The organism is Pseudolysinimonas sp. (genome assembly GCF_039912695.1).
Classification (GTDB): domain Bacteria; phylum Actinomycetota; class Actinomycetes; order Actinomycetales; family Microbacteriaceae; genus Pseudolysinimonas_A.
This window is the reverse complement of sequence record NZ_JBDSPJ010000012.1, coordinates 58246-77742: the sequence shown is the minus strand read 5'-3', so window position 1 is coordinate 77742 and position 19497 is coordinate 58246. Positions and strand designations below refer to the sequence as shown.

General features: G+C 66.0%; 20 protein-coding genes and 3 tRNA genes. 16 read left to right on the top strand and 7 right to left on the bottom strand.

Annotated features, from left to right (window positions below; genetic code table 11):
- Window positions 1–3 precede the first annotated feature (3 nt).
- From ABIR17_RS03750 to ABIR17_RS03740, 3 genes are read left to right on the top strand one after another with little or no spacing between them, the layout of a single operon-like run.
- Entirely contained in the window at window positions 4–504 is a 501-nt protein-coding gene (locus ABIR17_RS03750; protein WP_348003020.1) for a hypothetical protein, read from the top strand.
- A gap of 40 nt (window positions 505–544) precedes the next feature.
- Window positions 545–787: a hypothetical protein gene (locus tag ABIR17_RS03745; protein ID WP_348003019.1), complete on the top strand. Its 243-nt coding sequence runs from the start codon at window positions 545–547 to the stop codon at window positions 785–787.
- 2 nt (window positions 788–789) lie between these two features.
- Window positions 790–1404 carry a hypothetical protein gene (locus ABIR17_RS03740; protein WP_348003018.1) on the top strand — a complete coding sequence of 205 codons (615 nt, stop codon included), beginning with the start codon at window positions 790–792 and terminating at the stop codon, window positions 1402–1404.
- On the opposite strand, the gene ABIR17_RS03735 is transcribed toward ABIR17_RS03740, so the two are convergent.
- Window positions 1401–2381: a diacylglycerol kinase family protein gene (locus ABIR17_RS03735; RefSeq protein ID WP_348003017.1), complete on the bottom strand. Its 981-nt coding sequence runs from the start codon at window positions 2379–2381 to the stop codon at window positions 1401–1403. The two genes, ABIR17_RS03740 and ABIR17_RS03735, sit on opposite strands and share 4 nt — an antisense overlap.
- 78 nt (window positions 2382–2459) lie before the next feature.
- Between ABIR17_RS03735 and serS the strand changes: the two genes are divergently transcribed.
- From serS to ABIR17_RS03700, 7 genes are all read left to right on the top strand, one after another.
- Complete coding sequence (serS, locus tag ABIR17_RS03730) at window positions 2460–3719, top strand: serine--tRNA ligase (protein ID WP_348003016.1); 1260 nt, start codon at window positions 2460–2462, stop codon at window positions 3717–3719.
- Complete coding sequence (locus tag ABIR17_RS03725; RefSeq protein ID WP_348003015.1) at window positions 3716–4540, top strand: HAD family hydrolase; 825 nt, start codon at window positions 3716–3718, stop codon at window positions 4538–4540. Before serS ends, ABIR17_RS03725 begins: the two co-directional genes overlap by 4 nt.
- Window positions 4541–4580: 40 nt before the next feature.
- Window positions 4581–4668 (top strand) — tRNA-Ser (locus ABIR17_RS03720).
- 37 nt (window positions 4669–4705) lie between these two features.
- The gene (locus tag ABIR17_RS03715; RefSeq protein ID WP_348003014.1) at window positions 4706–5947 is read left to right on the top strand and encodes an LCP family protein; all 1242 of its coding nucleotides are present in this window, start codon (window positions 4706–4708) and stop codon (window positions 5945–5947) included.
- A gap of 50 nt (window positions 5948–5997) precedes the next feature.
- A tRNA-Ser gene (locus tag ABIR17_RS03710) sits at window positions 5998–6086 on the top strand.
- Between the two features lie 274 nt (window positions 6087–6360).
- Window positions 6361–6436: transfer RNA gene (locus ABIR17_RS03705), tRNA-Arg, on the top strand.
- A gap of 182 nt (window positions 6437–6618) precedes the next feature.
- Window positions 6619–7671, top strand: coding sequence for a zinc-dependent alcohol dehydrogenase family protein (locus ABIR17_RS03700; protein ID WP_348003013.1), 1053 nt, complete (start codon window positions 6619–6621; stop codon window positions 7669–7671).
- Between the two features lie 22 nt (window positions 7672–7693).
- Here the strand turns inward: ABIR17_RS03700 and ABIR17_RS03695 are convergent, their stop codons facing one another.
- Window positions 7694–8284, bottom strand: coding sequence for a hypothetical protein (locus ABIR17_RS03695; protein WP_348003012.1), 591 nt, complete (start codon window positions 8282–8284; stop codon window positions 7694–7696).
- A 60-nt stretch (window positions 8285–8344) separates the two neighbouring features.
- Between ABIR17_RS03695 and ABIR17_RS03690 the strand changes: the two genes are divergently transcribed.
- Window positions 8345–8503, top strand: coding sequence for a hypothetical protein (locus tag ABIR17_RS03690; RefSeq protein ID WP_348003011.1), 159 nt, complete (start codon window positions 8345–8347; stop codon window positions 8501–8503).
- Here ABIR17_RS03690 and ABIR17_RS03685 read toward each other — a convergent pair.
- From ABIR17_RS03685 to ABIR17_RS03665, 5 genes are read right to left on the bottom strand one after another with little or no spacing between them, the layout of a single operon-like run.
- Window positions 8500–9237 (bottom strand): ABC transporter permease, encoded by a 738-nt coding sequence (locus ABIR17_RS03685; RefSeq protein ID WP_348003010.1) that lies wholly within the window; start codon window positions 9235–9237, stop codon window positions 8500–8502. The two genes, ABIR17_RS03690 and ABIR17_RS03685, sit on opposite strands and share 4 nt — an antisense overlap.
- Before the next feature lie 10 nt (window positions 9238–9247).
- Complete coding sequence (locus ABIR17_RS03680; RefSeq protein WP_348003009.1) at window positions 9248–9937, bottom strand: phosphatase PAP2 family protein; 690 nt, start codon at window positions 9935–9937, stop codon at window positions 9248–9250.
- A 49-nt stretch (window positions 9938–9986) separates the two neighbouring features.
- On the bottom strand, window positions 9987–10832 hold the full coding sequence (locus ABIR17_RS03675) for a ferritin-like domain-containing protein (RefSeq protein ID WP_348003008.1): 846 nt from the start codon (window positions 10830–10832) through the stop codon (window positions 9987–9989).
- Between the two features lie 11 nt (window positions 10833–10843).
- Window positions 10844–13174, bottom strand: coding sequence for an SDR family oxidoreductase (locus ABIR17_RS03670; RefSeq protein WP_348003007.1), 2331 nt, complete (start codon window positions 13172–13174; stop codon window positions 10844–10846).
- A complete protein-coding gene (locus tag ABIR17_RS03665) occupies window positions 13171–13956 on the bottom strand; it encodes a hypothetical protein (protein WP_348003006.1) in 786 nt (261 codons plus the stop codon). Before ABIR17_RS03665 ends, ABIR17_RS03670 begins: the two co-directional genes overlap by 4 nt.
- 78 nt (window positions 13957–14034) lie before the next feature.
- Between ABIR17_RS03665 and ABIR17_RS03660 the strand changes: the two genes are divergently transcribed.
- The 5 genes from ABIR17_RS03660 (at window position 14035) to ABIR17_RS03640 (ending at window position 19289) form a co-directional block, all read left to right on the top strand.
- Window positions 14035–14817, top strand: a complete 783-nt coding sequence (locus ABIR17_RS03660; protein ID WP_348003005.1) for an SDR family oxidoreductase — start codon at window positions 14035–14037, stop codon at window positions 14815–14817.
- Entirely contained in the window at window positions 14814–15581 is a 768-nt protein-coding gene (locus ABIR17_RS03655; protein WP_348003004.1) for a lysophospholipid acyltransferase family protein, read from the top strand. The genes ABIR17_RS03660 and ABIR17_RS03655 overlap by 4 nt, the downstream gene beginning before the upstream one ends.
- The gene (locus ABIR17_RS03650) at window positions 15578–17386 is read left to right on the top strand and encodes an FAD-binding oxidoreductase (protein WP_348003003.1); all 1809 of its coding nucleotides are present in this window, start codon (window positions 15578–15580) and stop codon (window positions 17384–17386) included. The genes ABIR17_RS03655 and ABIR17_RS03650 overlap by 4 nt, the downstream gene beginning before the upstream one ends.
- An 88-nt stretch (window positions 17387–17474) precedes the next feature.
- Window positions 17475–18392 carry a pseudouridine-5'-phosphate glycosidase gene (locus ABIR17_RS03645; RefSeq protein WP_348003002.1) on the top strand — a complete coding sequence of 306 codons (918 nt, stop codon included), beginning with the start codon at window positions 17475–17477 and terminating at the stop codon, window positions 18390–18392.
- A complete protein-coding gene (locus ABIR17_RS03640) occupies window positions 18393–19289 on the top strand; it encodes a PfkB family carbohydrate kinase (protein WP_348003001.1) in 897 nt (298 codons plus the stop codon).
- The last annotated feature ends 208 nt before the right edge of the window (window positions 19290–19497 follow it).

Here is a 19497-nt window from a genome sequence, read left to right as displayed (position 1 = left end):
GGGATGGCGAAGGGCGATTCAGGGGTTGACCCGCGCTACGCGGCGCAGTTCCAGCGCGGCTTTCAGGGTGAGCATGTCGATCCGACCTCGCCACCCGAGTCGGCGCAGCGCCGGGCCCCGGTGCACCTCAGCGGCGGCCGGGCCGCGACGGCGCAACGTGTTGAGCAACACAGCATCCCGCCCTCGACGGTGCGGAGCAGCGCAATGCAGGAAGAGTCGGCCGGTGGGGTCGAGGTCGACGCGGATCCTTTGGCGATCGCACGACCGACCCGGTCGGAACGGATCCTCTTCGGCGGGAGTGCCGTACTTGTGGTGCTCTCGATCTGGCTGTTCTTCCAGATGATGGCGACGGCTACGGCGTCGTCGACGCAGCCTACCCCCGCCGCCACGGACCAGTTGTGGTTGTGGGCACAGGCTGAACTGCCGGCTCCACTTCTCGTCGGTGGGATCGTCGCCTTCTGCGCCGGGCTAGTGCTCGCTGCACTGCGAACCAGGGTGCGGTGACATGCGCCTCCGATATCAGGCTGCCGCTGCCGCTGTAGGAGTGGCCTTGGCCGCGATGGGGATTGTGCTTGCGCTCCTTGCAGCGGATCTGCTGACGCAGTCTTTTGGGACGTTAAACGCGGTGCAGCTGGAGCAGCAGGATATCGACCACGCTTACATCCAGTTACAGGTGGCCTGGGCGATGCAGAAGTATGCGCCCGCGCTTCTTCTAGGGGGAATCTTCGCGGCTGTGACAGCTGTCGTACTCGCCAGCCTCCGGGCGCGCCTCGCGTCCCGCGGGTGACCGTGACCGATCCCGTCGACCCTCGGTACCCCCGCCGATTCCAGCGCGGTCAAGCAGATGAAATCGTCCCCGCCGAGAAGGGCGACGTGGATCCTGCAGATCCTCCGGTCGCCCACCGACCACTCCCCGTGTGGGCCCTGCTGGTTCTCGCTGGGGTGCTCATCGGAGGTGGCGTCGCCGCGCTCATCCTGGCGACCCTCGATCCGTCGCTGGAATCGGGCGTGCGCCCCGGCGTCTCGACCGAGCATCGCGCCCTTGCTCGCGTCGTTGCGGTCGCCGCCGGGCCCATCCTGGTTGCCGCGGTGCTGGCGCTCGTCGCGTGGGCCGCAGTGGCTCGACCACGGTATCCGGTCGCTGCTCTCGCCGTGCCCGCAGTTTCGACGTTCGCTGCCGCGGGGTCCGGGGTGGCCACTGCCCTTGAGATCGCCCGACTCGACGGGCTGGTCGCGCCAGGCCGCGTGAGCTCGGGAGGCATCCCGCTCTCGCGCGAGAATCTGGTGATCTACCTCGCCCGCGTGCAGGCGGATGCCGTACTGGTCGACCTGCTGCCGTGGTTGGTTGCGGCGACAGCCTTCGCTCTGGCCGGAACCGTCGTCGCGGCCGCCTTGCGACGTTAGGCCGGGACCCGTACCGAGATCGCCGAGGGATCGATCACGGCGCGGAAGGCTGTGACCATCCCGAAGTCGTCGCCGTCCAGTTCGAAGTCTTCAGGCCTGTCGAGCGACACCTCGAAGGTCGTTGCCTTCAAATAGCGCAGGGTGCGTACCTCGCGCGAAAGACCGGCCAGTTTGCGGCCGACCGAACTGCGGCGCAGCACCCCGTTCTCCCAGAAGATCTTGACCCAGATCTGAGCCCAGCCGGCAAAACCTTCGGGACGCAGCGCCACGATGTCGAAGACACCGTCGTCGATCTCGGCGTCGGGCAGCAGCAGCACGTTGCCGGGGAGTAGGCCGCAGTTGCCGACCAGCACGGTGTGGGCGCGCATCGTCTTGCGCTCGCCGTCGTCCGAACGAAAAGTCACGCGTACCTGCTCGGCGTCCCGCATGGACCGCACAATGGCATCCACATATGCGAGCCAACCCACGCGTCGTTTGAGCTCAGGGTTGGTGTTGGCGATCATCTTGGCGTCCAGCCCGAGCCCAGCCATGACGACGAAAGCGTGCTCCTCGAGCGAACCGTCGGGTCGCGTGATCGTCACCATTCCGAGGTCGATCGGGCGGTCCCGTCCGGTGAAAGCCGTCCGTACGGAGTCATCCATGTTGGTGAGCGGGAGCGCAAGATTGCGCGCCAGAATGTTGCCGGTTCCGGAAGGAAGCAGCGCGAGCGAGACGCCAGAACCGCGAAGACTCTCGGCAACCGCGCGCACGGTTCCGTCGCCACCCGCGGCGAGCACGACCTCGACGTCTGCGGCGATCGCTTGCCGTGCCAAGCCGCCTCCAGGATCAGCCTCCGACGTCTCCAGCCACAGACTCTTCGCCCAGCCCGAGCTCTTTTCGACCGCCTTCACCGAGGCCTCGAGTTTCGCCCGATCGACCTTGATCGGGTTGTAGACGATTGCCGCGCGCCGCGGGGCGGAGGGCGCAGCCGGGGTCATGCACCAACCCTATGGGCGCGGATGCGGCGCGCTCGCGGCGGGGCAGCGGGGTGCGAACGCGTCAATAGACTGGGGACCGTGATCGATCCGCACCTGCTGCGCGACCATCCCGACGTCGTCCGCCGTTCGCAGGAGGCGCGGGGTGTCTCGCCGGCCACCGTCGACCAGGCGATTGCGGCGGATCTCACACGGCGTGCGGCGATCGGCGCCTTCGAGACCATCCGGGCCGAGCAGAACGCGTTCGGCAAGACCGTGGCCGCCGCCGCGAAGGATGAGAAGGCCGCTCTCGTCGCGCAGGCGCAGGATCTCGCCGCACAGGTCAAGTCAGCTCAAGGCGCGGTAGCGGATGCCGAAGCCGAATTCGCGACGGTCGTCGGCGCCATCCAGAACGTCATCATCGACGGCATCCCGGCCGGGGGGGAAGACGACTTCGTCACCCTCCGTGAGGTCGGTGCGAAGGCGACCTTCGACTTCGAACCGCGCGACCACCTCGAGCTCGGCGAACTTCTCGACGCGATCGACATGGAACGTGGCGCGAAGGTGTCAGGGTCGCGGTTCTACTTTCTCAAAGGCGTCGGGGCGCGCCTGGAGTTCGCGCTCATCCAGATGGGGCTGCAGCGAGCGCTCGACGCCGGCTTCATTCCGCTCATCACCCCGACGCTGGTGCGGCCCGAGATCATGGCGGGTACCGGCTTTCTCGGAGCACACTCCGACGAGATCTACTACCTCGAACGCGACGACCTGTACCTGACCGGCACGAGCGAGGTCGCGCTCGCCGGGTACCACAAAGACGAAATCGTCGACGTTTCCAACGGTCCGCTGCGCTACGCCGGCATCTCGACCTGCTACCGCCGCGAGGCGGGTTCGGGTGGCAAAGACACTCGCGGCATCATCCGCGTGCACCAGTTTCAGAAACTCGAAATGTTCACCTACATCGACCCGGCGGATGCCGAAGCCGAACACGAGCGTCTCCTTGAGTTGCAGGAAGGGATGTTGCAGTCCCTCGGGTTATCGTACCGCGTGATCGACATCGCCGCCGGCGACCTCGGCTCGAGCGCCGCACGCAAGTTCGACGTCGAAGCCTGGGTGCCGACGCAGGGCGCATACCGAGAACTCACCTCGACATCCAATTGCACGACCTACCAGGCGCGTCGGCTCGACATCCGCTACCGCACCCCGGAAGGCAAAACGGCTCCCGTCGCGACCCTCAACGGCACCCTCGCGACCACTCGGTGGATCGTTGCTCTGCTCGAGACGCACCAGCAGAAGGACGGCTCGGTCGTCGTGCCGGAGCCGCTGCGGCCGTTCCTCGGGCTCGACGTGCTGCGTCCGGTATGACCGGCTCTTCGCGCGAACGTTGGCTCGTAGCTCTCGACATCGACGGCACCGTGCTGTTAGAAGACGGCACGTTGAGCGACCGCGTGCGCTCCGAGATCGCGCGGGTGCAGGAGCTCGGCCACGAAGTCATGCTTTCGACAGGTCGCTCGGTGTCAATGACTCTGCCCGTCGTGGACCAGCTGCAGATCACTCCCGAATACCTCGTCTGCGCCAACGGGGCCGTCGTGGTGCGGCGAGACCCTGACGCCCCCCTCGGCTACACGCGGGCGCACGTCGAGACCTTCGACCCGAGCGAGGTGCTCACGACGATTCACGGACATCTCGAGCAGGCGAGCTTCGCCGTCGAGGATGCCGAGGGCATCTTCCGTTACACCGGTTCCTTTCCGGAAGGCGCGCTCGCGGTCGCGCGCCGCAAGGTTGAGTTCGATGAACTGCTCGGGGTCGCGGCGACTCGCGTCGTCGTCATCTCGCCCGGTCACGCGATCGACGACTTCCTCGCGGTCGTCGAACAGATGGGGCTCCACCGAGTCACCTACAACGTCGGATGGACGGCGTGGCTCGACATCGCGCCGGATGGCGTCAACAAGGCCACCGGTCTCGAACGCGTTCGTGCCGCACTCGGCATCCCGGCATCCCGAGTGTTCACGGCGGGCGACGGCCGCAACGACATCGACATGCTCGAGTGGACGGTCGCCGGCGGCGGGGTAGCCGTCGCGATGGGGCAGGCGCCGCCCGAAGTCATCGCGGTTGCTTCCGAGGTCACCGGCACGGATGTCGATGATGGTCTCGCCGACGTTCTTTCACGGCACTTCCAGGGTTGAACCGGATCCTTCCGTTACGATCAGGATTCGGATCTGTCAGGGAGGGCTGTCCGAGCGGCCGATGGAGCCAGTCTTGAAAACTGGTGGGCAGAAATGTCTCGTGGGTTCGAATCCCACGCCCTCCGCCATTCGCGTTGTGCGACGTATCGAGACAGGGGTGTTGCCATGAGCGAGTTGAGCAAGCGCAGCGGTGGCGACATCCAGGTTGCTGGCGCGGCTCCTGTAGCCCGGCACGGTCGGCTGAAGCGCTCCGCAGCCTGGAAGGCCGTGCTGGCCTTCGTCGGCGGGGCGCTCGCTGTGGTTCTTGTCGCGGGCAGCTCTGTGGCGGCAATCACCGTCTGGCAGCTGCAGAACAACATCGATGTGGTCGCGATTGATGCCGATCAGCATGGGCCGCCGCCGCCGATTGGGGAATACGAGGGCGGCTTCAACATCCTCCTGATCGGGAGTGATACCCGCGACGGTCAAGACGGGATCGGAGGCAAAGAGACAGCCGTGCTGAACGACGTCAACATGCTTCTGCATGTCGCGGCTGACCAGAAGAGCGCAGTCTTGGTCAGCATCCCTCGCGACACGGTGGTGCCGTTGCCGCGATGCGAGCACGGCGGCCCGGCGACCGGCGAGCCCATCAATACGGCGCTCTACTACGGCGGACTCCCCTGCGCGGTGCTGACAGTTCAGAACCTGACCGGTCTCGACATCCAGTTCGCTGGCCTGATCACCTTTAAGGGCGTGATCGCGATGTCGGACGCGATCGGCGGCGTTGACGTCTGCATCGACGGACCGGTGGTCGACCCGTACAGCGGGATCGACCTCCCGAGCGCTGGAACGTGGACGCTTCAGGGGTTTGATGCGCTGGCATTCCTGCGGAGCCGTCACGGAGTGGGCGACGGAAGCGACCTCGGACGCATCGGATCGCAGCAGGTCTTCTTGTCATCGTTGGTGCGCAAGCTCAAGAGCGATGGAACGCTGACCGATCTCGGCAAGCTGTATTCGATCGCTCTGGCGGCTACGCAGAACATCCAGTTGTCGGCGAACTTCGCCCGCCCTGACACCCTCGTCTCGATTGCCCTGGTTCTGAAGAACATCCCGCTCGAAAACATCGTGATGGTGCAGTATCCGGGCAAGACCGGGGGCGACGGCATCTTCACCGGCAAGGTAGAGCCGGTCAAGTCGGTGGCGAATGCGCTGTTTGCAGCGATCAAAGCCGACCAGCCGATCGGCCTCGACGCCAACGCGCTCGAAGGGGCCCACGGAGGGTCGGCACTCGACCCCAATGCCCCGGCGCCAACCGGCAGCCCGACTCCCGACCCGACCGCATCCGCGGAGCCCGCGACGGAGACCACTGTCATCCCCGGCCTCAAAGGCCAGAACGCGGCGACCTACACCTGCTCCGTTCACAACTGAATCGGTCGGGTCGCGCACCGCGCGCGGCTATGATCGTGAGGGCAGTTCCGGGAGACGTCGCATAGTCCGGTCGAGTGCACCACCCTGCTAAGGTGGAGAACCCGCAAGGGTTCCAAGGGTTCAAATCCCTTCGTCTCCGCTTCCAAAAGGCCTGATCGGCCGGCTCCGAAAAGGCCTGATCGGCCGCGATTTCCTCGTACCTCGCGTGAGCTCTCGTCGGTGCAGACGGTGTCTGATGCCGAGCGCATTCGGGCATCGCCGTCGATGTCATCCACGGCAACGAGGTGTTCAGGGGGCGCCGGGTCCGGCTGTGACCCGCAGCGTCGCGAGTTGGGCCCCGACGACTTCTGATTCGGCTCGCGTCAGAGGGCTTTTTGCGCTGATACACTCGTGAGGTTGTCGTCGCTGACCACGCGCCTGTAGCTCAACGGATAGAGCATCTGACTACGGATCAGAAGGTTGGGGGTTCGAATCCCTCCAGGCGCACCAAGAAAACCCCTGGTCAAGTCTTGATTGTGGCCACGCCTGTTGGGTCGTTTCTGGCTTCGCCAGCCGCTCGTCGCGTAGCCCATTCCTGGCAGTTCGCACCGACAGGCGTGCGCAACCTCTGCTCGGGCCTAACGTCGACCCTGCCGCCACCGGCCTTTCCGGGGCGCTGGAGAGGTCAACCCATGAAAGCGCTCGTCTACCAAGGTCCGGGAAAAAAGAGCTGGCAGGACGTTCCCGACCCCGTCCTCCAACGGCCCACCGACGTCATCGTGAAGATGGTCGCGACGACCATCTGCGGTACGGACCTGCACATCCTCAAGGGCGACGTGCCCGAGGTCGCGGTGGGACGCATCCTCGGCCATGAGGGCATCGGAGTCATCACCGAGGTCGGCTCGGGCGTCACCCAGTTGGCCGTCGGCGACCGCGTCATTTTGGCCTGCGTGAGCTCGTGCGGAAAGTGCTCGAACTGCCGCAAGGGCCTCTACAGTCACTGCCTCGACCCCGAGGGGATTGCCGGCATCGGCTGGATCTTCGGCTACATGATCGACGGCACGCAGGCTGAGTACGTTCGTGTTCCTTTCGCCGAGAACTCGGTCTACAAGGTGCCGCCGGGGCTGACTGATGCCGAAGGCATCCTGCTCTCCGACATCCTGCCGACCGGGTTCGAGATCGGCGTTCAGTACGGACACGTTCAGCCCGGGGATGTCGTTGCCGTCATCGGGGCAGGTCCGGTTGGGCTCTCCGCCGTCATGACGGCGCGGCTCTACGGTCCGTCGAAGGTCATCGCTGTCGATTTGGATGCCGCCCGCCTCGCCCGCGGAAAGGACTTCGGCGCCACCGACACGGTCAACTCAGGCGACTCCGATTGGAAAGAGCAGGTTCTCGCACTCACCGACGGTCTCGGCGTCGATGTCGCGATCGAAGCGGTCGGCATCCCGTTGACTTTCACGATGGCGACGCAGATCGTGCGCCCCGGTGGCCACGTGGCGAATGTCGGCGTGCACGGCAAGTCGGTGGAACTTGCCCTCAACGAACTGTGGATCAAGAACATCGACATTTCCACGGGGCTGGTGAACACGAACACCCTCGGGATGCTGCTGAAGCTGGTCGCCGAGCACAAGTTGCCAGCCGAGAAGTTTGTGACCCACGAGTTCACCTTCGACCAGGTGGTTGAGGCGTATGAGGTGTTCGGGAACGCGGCTGAACACGACGCGCTGAAGGTGCTCATCCACTGACCTCTGCTGCTCGAAACCGTCGCTACGGCAACAGGTTGGCGAGATCATCCTTCAGTCGGCGCAGTTGTGTCTCACGTTCGTCGTCGGTGAGTCGATCGACAGGTCCGCGCTCGCGCAAGGCGGCTGCCTTCACCGAATCCGAGATCTCGCTCGACGCCATCTCTCGGCTGGCGGTCGCGAGGGTGTGAACGTAGTCGGCATCCTCGGCGAGTTCTCGGAACCGGGCGTCGAGCCCCGTGAGCAACAGGCGGCGGCGTTCGAGTCGCGAGACGTCGATGCTGCGGAAGTCCGAGGCGTGTTCACCCTTGCCCGACCGACCGCGCGCGCTACCGATTTCGTGGGTGACGCGCTCGGCATCCTGAGCCTTCTCGTCGGCGAGGCGACGCAGTTCCTTGCGCACCCGCTGGTCGTACCAGGCGCCGTCGTAGTCGGAGCGATCCCGCAGGGTGCGCAGAATTCCCTTGTTCTTGACCGCCATCCGGATGGCGGCACCGGCGATCAGCACGCCTTCGTCGATCATCTCGTTCAGCGGAGGCGGCGCGACCCGATCGGGTGCCTCGTAAGTGCCGACGTCGACGCGACGACGAAGTCGCGGCAACCGTAAGAGACCCACACGTTCAGTATCGCCGTCTCAGGCGCACGGGTACTCAGGGTGGGCGCGTACTGTCGAGGCATGGGAAGCAACGCGAGTGGTAGCCAGTCGGGCGATTCGGCGCAGACGTACGACGTCGTCGACTCTGGCCAGAGTGAAGACATCGAGAACAGCCTCACCGGGCAGGGGATCTCCGACCGCGAGACGGTCAAGCCGCTGTCGACCGATCCGAAAGACTAGAGCGCACGCGGTCGCTGCGTCACCGTGGTGAACACCGCCACCAGAAGTGTTGCGGTGATCGCTCCGGCGGCGAGGATGGCGGCGAGCACGATCAGCTGAAACCGGCCGGCCTCAAGCGGGGAGGCTCCCGCGAACACCGCGCCGATGAACGCCCCGGGCAGCACGACGATTCCAGTCGTTCGGGTCTGATCGACGGAGGGCAATAGCGACGTCGCGATCGCCTGCCGAGCCAGGAGCGCGGTCGAGACTCGGGGGGTCGCGCCAAGGGCGAGCCAGCCTTCCACCTCGTCCCAATGGTCGAGAACCGTGCCGCGGAAGACCCGTCCGCTGAGCACCGCGATCGTCATCGTGTTGCCGATCACGATTCCGCCGAGCGCCAGCACGTAGCGCGGCGAGAACTCGATCGCGCCGAATCCGAAAGCGATCACCCCGACCAGCAGCGGGCCAGCGACCATCGCCGCGGCAAGGCGGGGCAACCCTCGCCATCCCGCCCGGCTGCGTCCCGCCGCCGTGCCGACCGCTGCGATGAACATCACGCCGAGCCCGACGCCGACCCACAGCGGGCTCTGGATGATGCCGGTCAGCACGAGGCTCAGGGCCGCGAGCTGCACAACGGCACGCGCCATTGCGGCCGCGAACATCCACGGCGATCGGATGCGGCCGAGCGTCAGCGCCGCTGTCCCGATCGCCACGAGCACGACCAGCGCGATCGCGGTCGGGATCCAGTCCTCCACGGGTTCGACCCTAGGTCGCGGCCGGGGGTGGGCGGCGAACCCAGACAGGCAGGGCGGCCCTACGGCGCTCCGCATCGACGCGGGCGGCAAGTGGTGCCCAGACGATGATCGCGACCCCGGCTCCGATCAGGACCCCGCCGATCGTGTCTGAGATCCAGTGGGCGCCCAGATAGGTGCGGCTGAGCATCATCGCGGCGGTGTACGTCGCGCCGACGATCCAGACCCATCGGCGCGTCAGGATGATTCCGATCACCGTTGCGATCACCGCCGCGTTTGCACTGTGGCCTGACGGAAACGAACCGAAGTCGGGGGTGACCAGGATGTCGAGCGGTCGCGGTCTTCCGACGAGAACCTTGACTCCTTGGACGACTGCGGCACTGAGTATGACCGCGAGGAAGAAGAACAACGCCGACCACGGCCGCCGCCAGAGCAGGAGGAGCGCCAATACCGCGAGCGGGACCACCAGGATTCCGATCAGGCCACCGCCGATCGCGTTGAAGACGAGGGCTGGAACCGTCCAGAACGGAGCGCGGTGCTCGACGATCTCGCCCATCCACTCCAGCTCGAAGCCGAACGGCTTGTCGTTCTCGCGATAGAAGATGACCGCCGCGAGCGCACCGGTGAGGACGAGGGCTAGGGCGGCGGAGATGAACGGCCAAAACCGCGCGACGCGACGCGGCACCTCGGGCGCCCCCGTCATCCGCTGAGCGAGCACAAGGTCGGCCTGAATGCTGTCACCGGGATGAGACCTACGCCTCGACGAGCTCCTCGAGCAGCACGGCATCCGGGGTTCCTTCGCCTTCGCCCGAGATGCCGCGCTTGTCGAGCGCGTTCTCCACGATGGTGAGGCCTTCCATGCCGGGGAGCTTGGCGATGTGCGAGTCGATACTGCGGATCAGCTTGCGACCCTCGGATCCGGCGAAGAGGTGGCCCATCACGTGGGTGACCTCGGCGTCGGTGGAGATGCTGGTGCCGACCGGTGCCCAGAACTTCTTCAGCGCGAAGCGGGCGATGACCTGGGCCTTTTTGCTCTTCTCGAGGCGGTCGCGGGCCTGAGAGGCGTAGAAGGCGACGTGCTTGGTCTCTTGGGCCGCGATGCGCTTGAGCAACTCCGCGAGCACAGGGTGGTTCTCTTGCCGAGCCATGCGCAGGTAGGCGGCGTTGGCTGACCACTCGTTGGCGGCCCCCCACGACATGTGCACGGCGACGAAGTCGTTGCCGACGAGCCCGCCCATCAGGGACTGCTTGATCGGGTCGAGGCGGTCTTTCCAGCCGAGCTTGAGGCGGCTCGCCTTGAGCTCGTCGAAGTCGACGGTGATGCCGTGCTTGCCGAGCACGGCGGCGAGAGCCTCGCCGTGCCAGAACTCTTCGCGGTTCCACATCGTCATGAACGAGCCGACTTCGGGCTCCTTGTGGGATGGCGTGGTGAGCAGATCGCGGAGGTAGCAGACCGTGTGGTACTCGACGTCGCACATGTACCGCAGCACGCGGAGCGTCTCCGGCGGCAGCGGGTTGCGGTCGAACTCGTCCATATCCAGGTCGGTCCAGGTCACCGGCTCGGAGTTAGCGGTGTAGCGGTCGATGTCGAATGCCATGGGTTCGCCTCCTACTCGGACGAGTTTTTCGGGTCAGAGGGTTTCGGAGCCGAAGCGGCTACCGGATTGGCCACCATTGAAGCACGGTCTGGTGAACGAAGGCTTCTCTTCCAATGATGCATCGGCCAATTGCGGCGCTTCGCCTCAGCGGCCAACTGGGGATCGGGATTGACCGCGGTCGGGTGCCCCAGCATTTCGAGCCACCCCAGGTCGGCGTGACTGTCGCCGTATCCGTAGGAGGCAGACAGGTCGGCGTGGTGCTCGGCGGCATACCGGGTGAGCCAGGCTGCGCGTGTTTCGTCGACGATCGGCGGCTTGGTGAGGTAACCGGTCAGCACACCGTTGCGCTCGTGCATCGTGGTCGCGACGACATCGTCGAAGAGGTTCTCGAACGGCTTGGCGAGGAGCCCGATCGACCCCGAGACGAGCACGGTGCGGTGGCCTGCCTCCTTGTGGAGGCGAATCTGCTCGAGCGCCTCATGCGTCGTGTGACGGCGCATGGTGTCGCCGTAGCCGCCCGCGACGATCTTCTCGAGGCGTGCGACCGGCATCCCCGCGTAGCGGCGCAGGAAGTCGCGGATGAACTCCCCACGGTTGCGACGTTCGGCCCGCAGGTAGCCGGGCACCGAGCCGAGAATGCGGAGCACCTCACCGGGCCAAGCCGCCTTGCGGAACCCGGCGGAGCGCACCCAGAGGTACTGCTGAACGATGTTCGAGTCGACGACCGTTCCCTCCATGTCGAACACGGCGAGCACATCGCCGCGCGGCGGCAATTCGGCGGACCGGGTCGGCAGGGCGGCGGCGCGTTCGGCCTGACGGGCGCGCGAGAACGCCTTCGTCAATTTCGTGATCGCGGGGAAGTGCACGTTCTGGAGGTAGTCGTCCCAGTCGATCGCGGTGATGTCGAAGCCCTTGTCGGCCTTCTCTTTCGCTGGGAGGGCATCGTGGAGGGCGCGCAGGTTGGAGTCGTCGAAGATCAGCTCGGTCTGCACGTAGACGCGGTACAGCTCGAGGAAGGTGCGCAGCGTGCCGAGGTCGGCGACACCCTTCTGCATCCGGGCGAGGGCCGATCGCGACCCTTTCGTCTTGGGAAGGATGCGCAGCGTGCGCTCGGCGGTGCGCACCCGGCGCTCGAGGCGATTGATGCCGCGCTCGACCTTGTCGCCACCGGGAAACTTCCACTCCGGCGCAACAATCGGCTTGCCGTTTTTGTCGGTCAGCGGATTCTTGACGAAATAGGAGTGCACGTTTTCGTACATCTGGTGGAACGGCACCGGGTTCGAGGCGCCCGAGGCCACGTGGTAGTACTCGGGCTTACCCGTCTCGGCCGGGTTGGCTGCGGCGGCGAGGATCGCGTTGACGACGTAGTCGACCGGGATGAGGTCGAGGATGCTGTCAGGCAGTCCGGGAAACTCGGGGAGCTGCCCGCGGCCGTAGGCCATGATCAGCGGGTCGGCGACTTTGAAGCCGTCGATCCAGCCCGGGTAGGGATGCTTGAGGGCACTTTCGATGATCGCCGGGCGCACGATCGACAGGCGGTGGTCGACGCCCCACAGCTCTTCGGCGGCACGCTCCGAGAAGGCTTTGGAGAGGGTGTAGACGTCGGTCCAGCCCAGGCTCTGCGCGCGAGTGCGGCCGGCATCCACCAGTTCGCTTCTGACCCACGCGACGCGGGCGAGCTCGCTCCATTTCGCGACCGCCTGCGGACCCTCTTTGCCGTGCTCGGTCTGAGCCCGCTCCATGAAGGACCGCAGCCGATGGGGTTCGCGCGACTCATCTTCGATGCGCTGGTGTGCGGCGAACGACGAGGCGTACTCGGCCCGCCAGTCGACGTTGTGCTTGAGGCTTGCTTCGGGGGCGACGCCCTTGCGCAGCCCCTGGACGTAACAGGTCGAGACGTGCACGACCCGAGGGTCGCCGCCGTCGGCGCGGAGCGTCTCATAGAGGTTCACCGGGCCACCGATGTTGGCTTCGAACGACTCGTTGATCGGATCGTCGAACGAGACGCTCGCAGCGCTGTGGATGACGAGGTCAAGATCGCGAGGCAGCTTCAGGCCCGAGCCGAGCCCGCCTTCGACGACGGAGATACGGTTCTTGACCGCGTCCTCGATGCCCTTTTCGCCGACCTTCGTTCGCCAGGCCTCGAAGACGGGCTTCTTGAGCAGGCTGCGGACGCGATCCTCAGCTCCGGCCCCACCCTTGATGCGCACCAGGATCGAGATCGTCGTGCCGGGGTGGTCGTTGAGGAGCCGCTCGAGCACGGCTTGGCCCACGAACCCGGTTGCGCCGGTCAGAAAGACTTTGGCGGTTCCGAGATCGGTCGTGGCCTTCTTCGGCGTCACGGGACGAGTCTCGCAGAGACGACCGGTCCGAGGGCAGCCATGCCGGGCAGCGCTCCCACCAGTTCCCCGATGCGTGAAGCCTCCGCGCGACCGCGCTCGTCGCCGAAGACGGTCTTCTCGAAGAAGGTGCGGTCGTCGCCCGAGCGCTCGTTAGCGCCGACCGGCCACGCGGTGCGCCGCAGCTCTTTGGCGGTGAGTTTGCGCGCCCGCTCGGAGTCGGCGAGGCGGCGCTCCGCGTCCTCCGCGAGGAAGTTGATGTGACGGTCCTTGATGGCGATGATCCGGTCGACAACCGGGGTGAGGCCGATGGCCATGTCTTCGAGGCGGCGGAACGCGGCGGAGGTGATCCACTCGTCGACCAGCCCGACGGTGACGTGTGCCGCGACGAGCTGCGCACCCGCGATGTTGCCGGCGATCGCGCGGGCAATGGGGCCGCGACGGTCGGCTCGTTCGGCGAGAGTATGGCGGATGGCGCCATCGGCTCCGGCGTCGGCCTCGGCCGGGTGACCGGTCGCCTCAAGCACGGCATCGAGGGCGTCGGCGATCCAGAACTTCTCGAACGCCCAGGTGGTCAGAAAGGCCGTGACCCGAGCGTCTTTGTGGGTTGCGGTGACCAGCAGATTGCGCATGCGTTGCATGGTCGAGCGCTCGAGGTCGCGCAGCGTACGCAGCAGGCGTGCAGCGTCGATCGTGATGCCCGCGGCGGCGATCGCATCCAGATTTAATTCGGAGCGGTGGCTGCCGCGTGCGGTGCGAGCAAACTCGCGTACGTCGAACGTCATCGGAAGTCAGGCCCTTCGGTACGGGGGTGGCACGTCCCGTGTGGGGATGGTGATTCCCCTCCACGTATCGTAAGGGACATGGGTATCGCTCTGGTCACGGGAGGGACGTCGGGCATCGGCGCCACCTTCGCCCGGCAACTCGCTGCGCGGGGGGACGACATCGTCCTCGTCGCGCGCAACAAGGACCGTCTTGAAGAGATGGCGCATGAACTTCGGGGCATGGGTCGTGAGGTCGAGGTGCTCCCCGCCGACCTCGCCAACCGAAAAGACGTTGACAAGGTCGTCGCCCGTCTCTCGGCCACCGACAAGCCCGTCGACATCCTCGTGAACAATGCCGGATTCGGCATGCATTCGAGAATGTCGGACGAAGACCAGACCGACCAGGACTACGCGATGGAAGTGATGGTGCGTTCGGTGCGCGTCCTTGCGGCGGCGGCGGCCCGATCGATGCGCCTCCGCGGTCACGGCCGCATCATCAATGTCTCGAGCACAGCGGGCTTCATCACGATGTCGAGCGGGTACTCGTCGATCAAGGCGTGGGTGACCAACTTCAGCGAGGGACTGTCCAACGAGTTGCACGGCAGCGGGGTGACGGTGACCGCACTGTGCCCGGGCTGGGTGCACACGGAGTTCCATTCCCGCGCAGGCATATCAAAGGGCGGCATCCCGAGCTGGATGTGGCTCGATGCCGATCCTTTGGTGAAATCCGCACTGAAGGATGCCGACCGCGGCAAGGTGATCTCCATACCGAGTGTTCGGTACAGGGTGCTCATCTGGTTCGCCCGGCATCTCCCGAGGTCGGCTGTTCGCTCAATCTCCCGTGCCATATCTTCGGGTCGCAGTAGTACCGTGACGGAGTGAGCGACGACGACCGCGCGGAGAAGACGAAGGCTATGTCCGAGAAGGCCAAGCGGTTCACATCCAAGGCGAGAGCTGCGGCGCGCTTCGTTGCTCAACGCGGACTGCTGGTCCCCGTCGCCTGGTCGACGGTCAAGGTCGAGGTGCACGGCGTCAAGAAAGTCAAAGGCGTCGGCAAATCATTCATCATCGTCGCCAACCACTCCAGCCACCTCGATGCGCCCCTCATCATGGGCTCCCTCCCGATGCGGATGTCGCGCTACCTCGCAGCCGGCGCGGCAGCCGACTACTTCTTCGATGTCTGGTGGCGGCGCGGCCTGACCGGCCTCTTCTTTAACGCCTTCCCCGTCGACCGCAGCGGTGTCAACCCGCGCGGCGTGAGCGCGAAGGTTCTGCTTCAGAAGGGCGTGCCGCTCCTGGTGTTCCCCGAAGGAACTCGGGCCAAGGACTACCGCAAGCGAGGACATTTCAAGCCCGGTGGCGCGGCGCTCGCGGCGGCGACCGGGGTGCCCTGCCTTCCGGTCGCGCTCGTGGGCGCAGGTCGCGCGCATCCCCGCGGTTCGAAATGGCCCAAACCCGGTCGCCTTCGGGTCGGCGTGGTCTATGGCGAGCCGATGTACGCTCGCGACGGCGAAGTGCCCACCGCGTTCATGGCTCGCATCAAGGCCGAAATCGAGCGAATGCTCGCCGAATATTCACCCAAGATCTTGGGCGACGACTACGTTTCACCCGAGCGCCTCGCGAACGAAGAAGGAAAGAAATCATGACCGACGCCGACAACAAGAAGGTCAGCCACATGAAGTGGTGGGGTTGGGGCTTCGACGGTGTCGGATTCCACTGGGAAGACAAACCGGACTTTGCCCCGTTCGTGCTGCAGGCCGTCGGACTCGACCTGCACACCGCCAAGCCCGTGCCGGAGCCTTCTTTCGCCGACGTGAAGATTCCTAAGAGCCGAACCACCGCGAAGTTCTCGGCCGCGCTGGCCGGCATCGTCGGTGAAGACGATGTCACGTCGGATGACATGGAACGCGTCGTGCACACCTACGGCAAGAGCCTGCGCGACCTCGTTCGCATCCGCGCCAACAAGATCGAACGCCTCCCCGACCTCGTCGTCTATGTCGATGACGAGGCTGAGGTTCAGAAAGTCGTCGACGCGGTTGTTGCGGCGGATGCGGTGCTCATCCCGTTCGGTGGGGGGAGCAATATCGCTGGTTCTCTCGAGCCGCGGGCGGACGAGTCGCGCATCGTTGTGTCGCTCGACCTGGGTCGCCTCAACAAGGTGCTCAGCATCGACGAAGAGTCGGGCATCGCCCGTATCCAGGCCGGCTCGCTGGGGCCAGACCTCGAGGCGCAGCTCAACGCCAAGGGCTGGACGATCGGGCACTTCCCCGACTCCTTCACGCACTCCTCAATCGGCGGCTGGGTCGCAACGCGTTCCTCCGGGATGCAGAGCGACAAGTACGGCGACATCTCTGAGATCGCCCGCGGGATGCGCGTCGCGCGTCCCGGCGGAACCATGGTCATTCGCGCCCTGCCCTCAACCTCCAGCGGCCCCAGCGTCCGCGAGATGGTGCTCGGCAGCGAAGGGCGGCTCGGCGTCATCACGGAGGTCACCGCCCAGGTGCACCGTCAGCCCGCCAAACGTGACGTTTACGCGTACTTCTTCCCGAACTGGAAGGCCGGTCTCGCCGCGATGCAAGAGATCTCGGAGTCGGATGCGACCCCGTCGATCACCCGGGTCTCCGACGCTCGCGAGACCGGTTTCTCGCTCGCGACCAGCAAGGCCCGCAAGGGGTTCGACAAGTTCCTCGCCGGCACCGTGCTGCCCGGTCTGATGAAAAACAAGGGCTGGGCGAAGCAAGCCGGTGGCCTGGAAAACATCTGCCTCTCATTCATCGGCTTCGAGGGCAGCGTCTCTCACGCGAAGCGCCAAAAAACTCTCGTCGATCAGATCGTCAAGAAGCACAACGGCATGGGCGTGGGCACCGGACCGGGCGTGCTGTACGACCAGAAGAAGTTCGACACCCCGTACCTGCGCGACTTCCTGCTCGACCGAGGCGCGGCCGGCGACGTCTCGGAGACGGCCGGCCCGTGGTCGAAGCTCACCCAGCTTCACGACGGCGCCTACGCGGCTGCCGAAGCTGCGTACGAGAAGATCGGCAGGAAGGGCTGGATCATGAGCCACCTGTCGCACTCGTACCATTCGGGTGCCTGCCTGTACTTCACCTTCGCGTTCGTGGGCGGCAAGGACATGCTCGCCGAGTACGACGTCGTGAAGAGCGCGATTCAGCAGTCGTTCATCGACAACGGCGGCACGCTCTCACACCACCACGGTGTCGGACTCGAGCATGCCCCGTGGCTTGAGCAGGACATTTCGCCCGAAGGCGTTCACGTCATGTCGGGACTCTTCGCGGTGACCGACCCGGGTGGCAACCTCAACCCGCGCAAGATCATCCCGGATGCGAAGTCGCCGGCCGCGAAGGCACCGGTGTCGAAGGCGCCCGCCGCGAAGGCGTCAGCGGCGAAGGCACCCGCAAAAGCGCCGTCAGCGAAGGCATCCGCGAGCCGCTAGAAGTCCCCGAGAGTCACCGCGTCGGCCGGGTCGACACTCGGTCTCTCGGGCGCTGAGCGGCGAGCAGAGATGCCGGTACCGTTAACCGATGTTCGCGCCGCTACTCACCACCGAGGTCGCCGCGGCCATTGCCGCCGGGCGCCCAGTGGTCGCGCTCGAGTCGACGATCATTTCGCACGGATTGCCGCGTCCCGCAAATCACGCCGCCGCCGTCGAGTTCGAGGAGATCCTGCGCGAGCGCGGCGTCGTACCGGCCACGATCGCCGTGCTCGACGGAGTGCCGCGCATCGGTCTGGATGCCGAGGGCATCCGTCGGATCGCCAACGAGGACCTCACCAAGGCCAGCGTGCGCGATCTGCCCGTGCTGGCGGCCCTCGGGCGTTCGGGAGCCACGACAGTCGCGGCCACGGTTCGCCTCGCTGCTCTCGCCGGCATTCGAGTGATGGCGACTGGCGGGCTCGGCGGAGTGCACCGGGGCGCAACGACAACCTTCGACGAGTCGGCCGATCTGCCGACCATCGCCGAGAGCGCGGTCACGGTCGTCAGCGCCGGGGTGAAGAGTGTGCTCGATATCTCCGCCACTCTCGAGCGACTCGAGACGCTCAGCATCCCGGTCGTCGGTTACGGCACCCGAGAGTTCCCGGCGTTCTGGCTGCGTGAATCGGGGTACCAGCTCGACTGGGCAGTCGATAGCCCCGGGGAGATCGCCGCGATCATGCGTGCGCGGGACGAACTCGGCGCGCGGCAAGGAATAGTCGTCGCTAACCCGGTGCCGCTCACCGAGCAGTGGGATCCCGACCAGCACGACCGCGTGTTGGAAGAGGCCTTTGCTGCCGCCGATGCTGCGGGCGTGCGCGGCAAAGCCGTCACCCCGTTTCTGCTCGGGTACATCGTTACCGCGTCGGGCGGCCGCAGCCTCGAGGTCAACCTCGACCTGGCCCGCAACAATGTCACAGTCGCCGCTGACATCGCGCAGGCGTGGTCGGCCCTCTCGGCGGATCGTTAGATGGCCGACGTGCGCGACCGCATTCTGGTGGTCGGCGACATCATGAACGACGTCGTCGTCGTGCCGCGCGGCGAGATCATCCCCGACACCGACACCGAATCGCAGGTGCGCCCGCGCCCGGGTGGCTCGGCCGCGAACACGGCGGCGTGGCTGGGTTCCCTGGGCGCCCCGGTCGACTTTGTGGGCTCCGTCGGCAACGCGGATGCCGAGAATCACGCCGAACTGTTTCGGGTCGGCGGGGTGACGCCGCATTTGCAGGTCGAGCTGGGCCTGCCTACTGGAACCATCGTCATCCTGGTCCGGGGTGAGGAGCGCACCATGCTCACGGAGCGTGGTGCCAACGCGGCGCTCTCGGGCGCGACGGTCACCGACGAGCTACTCGACGGCGCTGCCGTCGTGCACATGAGCGGGTACGCGATCGTGAAGGATCGCGGATCAGGCGCGGCACTCGACATCATGCGTCGCGCCCAAGCCCGCGGCATCCCTGTTTCGGTGACGACCGGGTCGGCCGGCTATCTCGCCCAGCACGGCGAAGGGCAATTCCTCGCAGAGATCAGCGGGAGCGAGATTCTGATCGCGAACCTCGCCGAGGGGCGACTGCTGACGGGTGAAAGCGATCCGATGAAGATCGGTGCGGCACTGAGCCGCCATGCCCCGATCGTCATCCTCACGAGCGGTTCGCTCGGGGCGGCCCTCTTCCGCCCGGGGGTGGCGCCCGTCGAAGTGCCGGCACCACCGGTCGCGAAGTTGATCGACACCACAGGTGCCGGTGACGCGCTGGCCGCCGGCTTCTTGAGCCACTGGGTGGCCTCCCGCGACCCTGAGGCCGCTTTGCGTTCGGCGATGAACGTCGCGGCCCGCGCGGTCATGCTGATCGGCGGCCGCCCGCCCCTCTAGCGCCGGAGTGTGGAAAACGCTTCGAGCGCCTCGCGGCGGGATGGGCCGCGCGCAGCGCGGGGTGATCGCCGAGCCGAAGGTCATCCCGAAACCAGACGATCGCGGGGGCAACCACGAGGTCAGCCTAGGGCTGCCGTTAACGTGATTGAGGGTCGGCCGCAGAGGCGAGCGGCCGACCCTCTCCCTTGCACCAAGAGTGTCCTGCAAT

Excerpts from the sequence above, each read along its gene's own strand:
- ABIR17_RS03750 (WP_348003020.1), top strand. The coding sequence starts at position 4 with ATGGCGAAGGGCGATTCAGGGGTTGACCCGCGCTACGCGGCGCAGTTC.
- ABIR17_RS03735 (WP_348003017.1), bottom strand. The coding sequence starts at position 2,381 with ATGACCCCGGCTGCGCCCTCCGCCCCGCGGCGCGCGGCAATCGTCTAC.
- ABIR17_RS03725 (WP_348003015.1), top strand. The coding sequence starts at position 3,716 with ATGACCGGCTCTTCGCGCGAACGTTGGCTCGTAGCTCTCGACATCGAC.
- ABIR17_RS03715 (WP_348003014.1), top strand. The coding sequence starts at position 4,706 with ATGAGCGAGTTGAGCAAGCGCAGCGGTGGCGACATCCAGGTTGCTGGC.
- ABIR17_RS03700 (WP_348003013.1), top strand. The coding sequence starts at position 6,619 with ATGAAAGCGCTCGTCTACCAAGGTCCGGGAAAAAAGAGCTGGCAGGAC.
- ABIR17_RS03690 (WP_348003011.1), top strand. The coding sequence starts at position 8,345 with ATGGGAAGCAACGCGAGTGGTAGCCAGTCGGGCGATTCGGCGCAGACG.
- ABIR17_RS03680 (WP_348003009.1), bottom strand. The coding sequence starts at position 9,937 with ATGACGGGGGCGCCCGAGGTGCCGCGTCGCGTCGCGCGGTTTTGGCCG.
- ABIR17_RS03675 (WP_348003008.1), bottom strand. The coding sequence starts at position 10,832 with ATGGCATTCGACATCGACCGCTACACCGCTAACTCCGAGCCGGTGACC.
- ABIR17_RS03665 (WP_348003006.1), bottom strand. The coding sequence starts at position 13,956 with ATGACGTTCGACGTACGCGAGTTTGCTCGCACCGCACGCGGCAGCCAC.
- ABIR17_RS03660 (WP_348003005.1), top strand. The coding sequence starts at position 14,035 with ATGGGTATCGCTCTGGTCACGGGAGGGACGTCGGGCATCGGCGCCACC.
- ABIR17_RS03650 (WP_348003003.1), top strand. The coding sequence starts at position 15,578 with ATGACCGACGCCGACAACAAGAAGGTCAGCCACATGAAGTGGTGGGGT.
- ABIR17_RS03645 (WP_348003002.1), top strand. The coding sequence starts at position 17,475 with ATGTTCGCGCCGCTACTCACCACCGAGGTCGCCGCGGCCATTGCCGCC.
- ABIR17_RS03640 (WP_348003001.1), top strand. The coding sequence starts at position 18,393 with ATGGCCGACGTGCGCGACCGCATTCTGGTGGTCGGCGACATCATGAAC.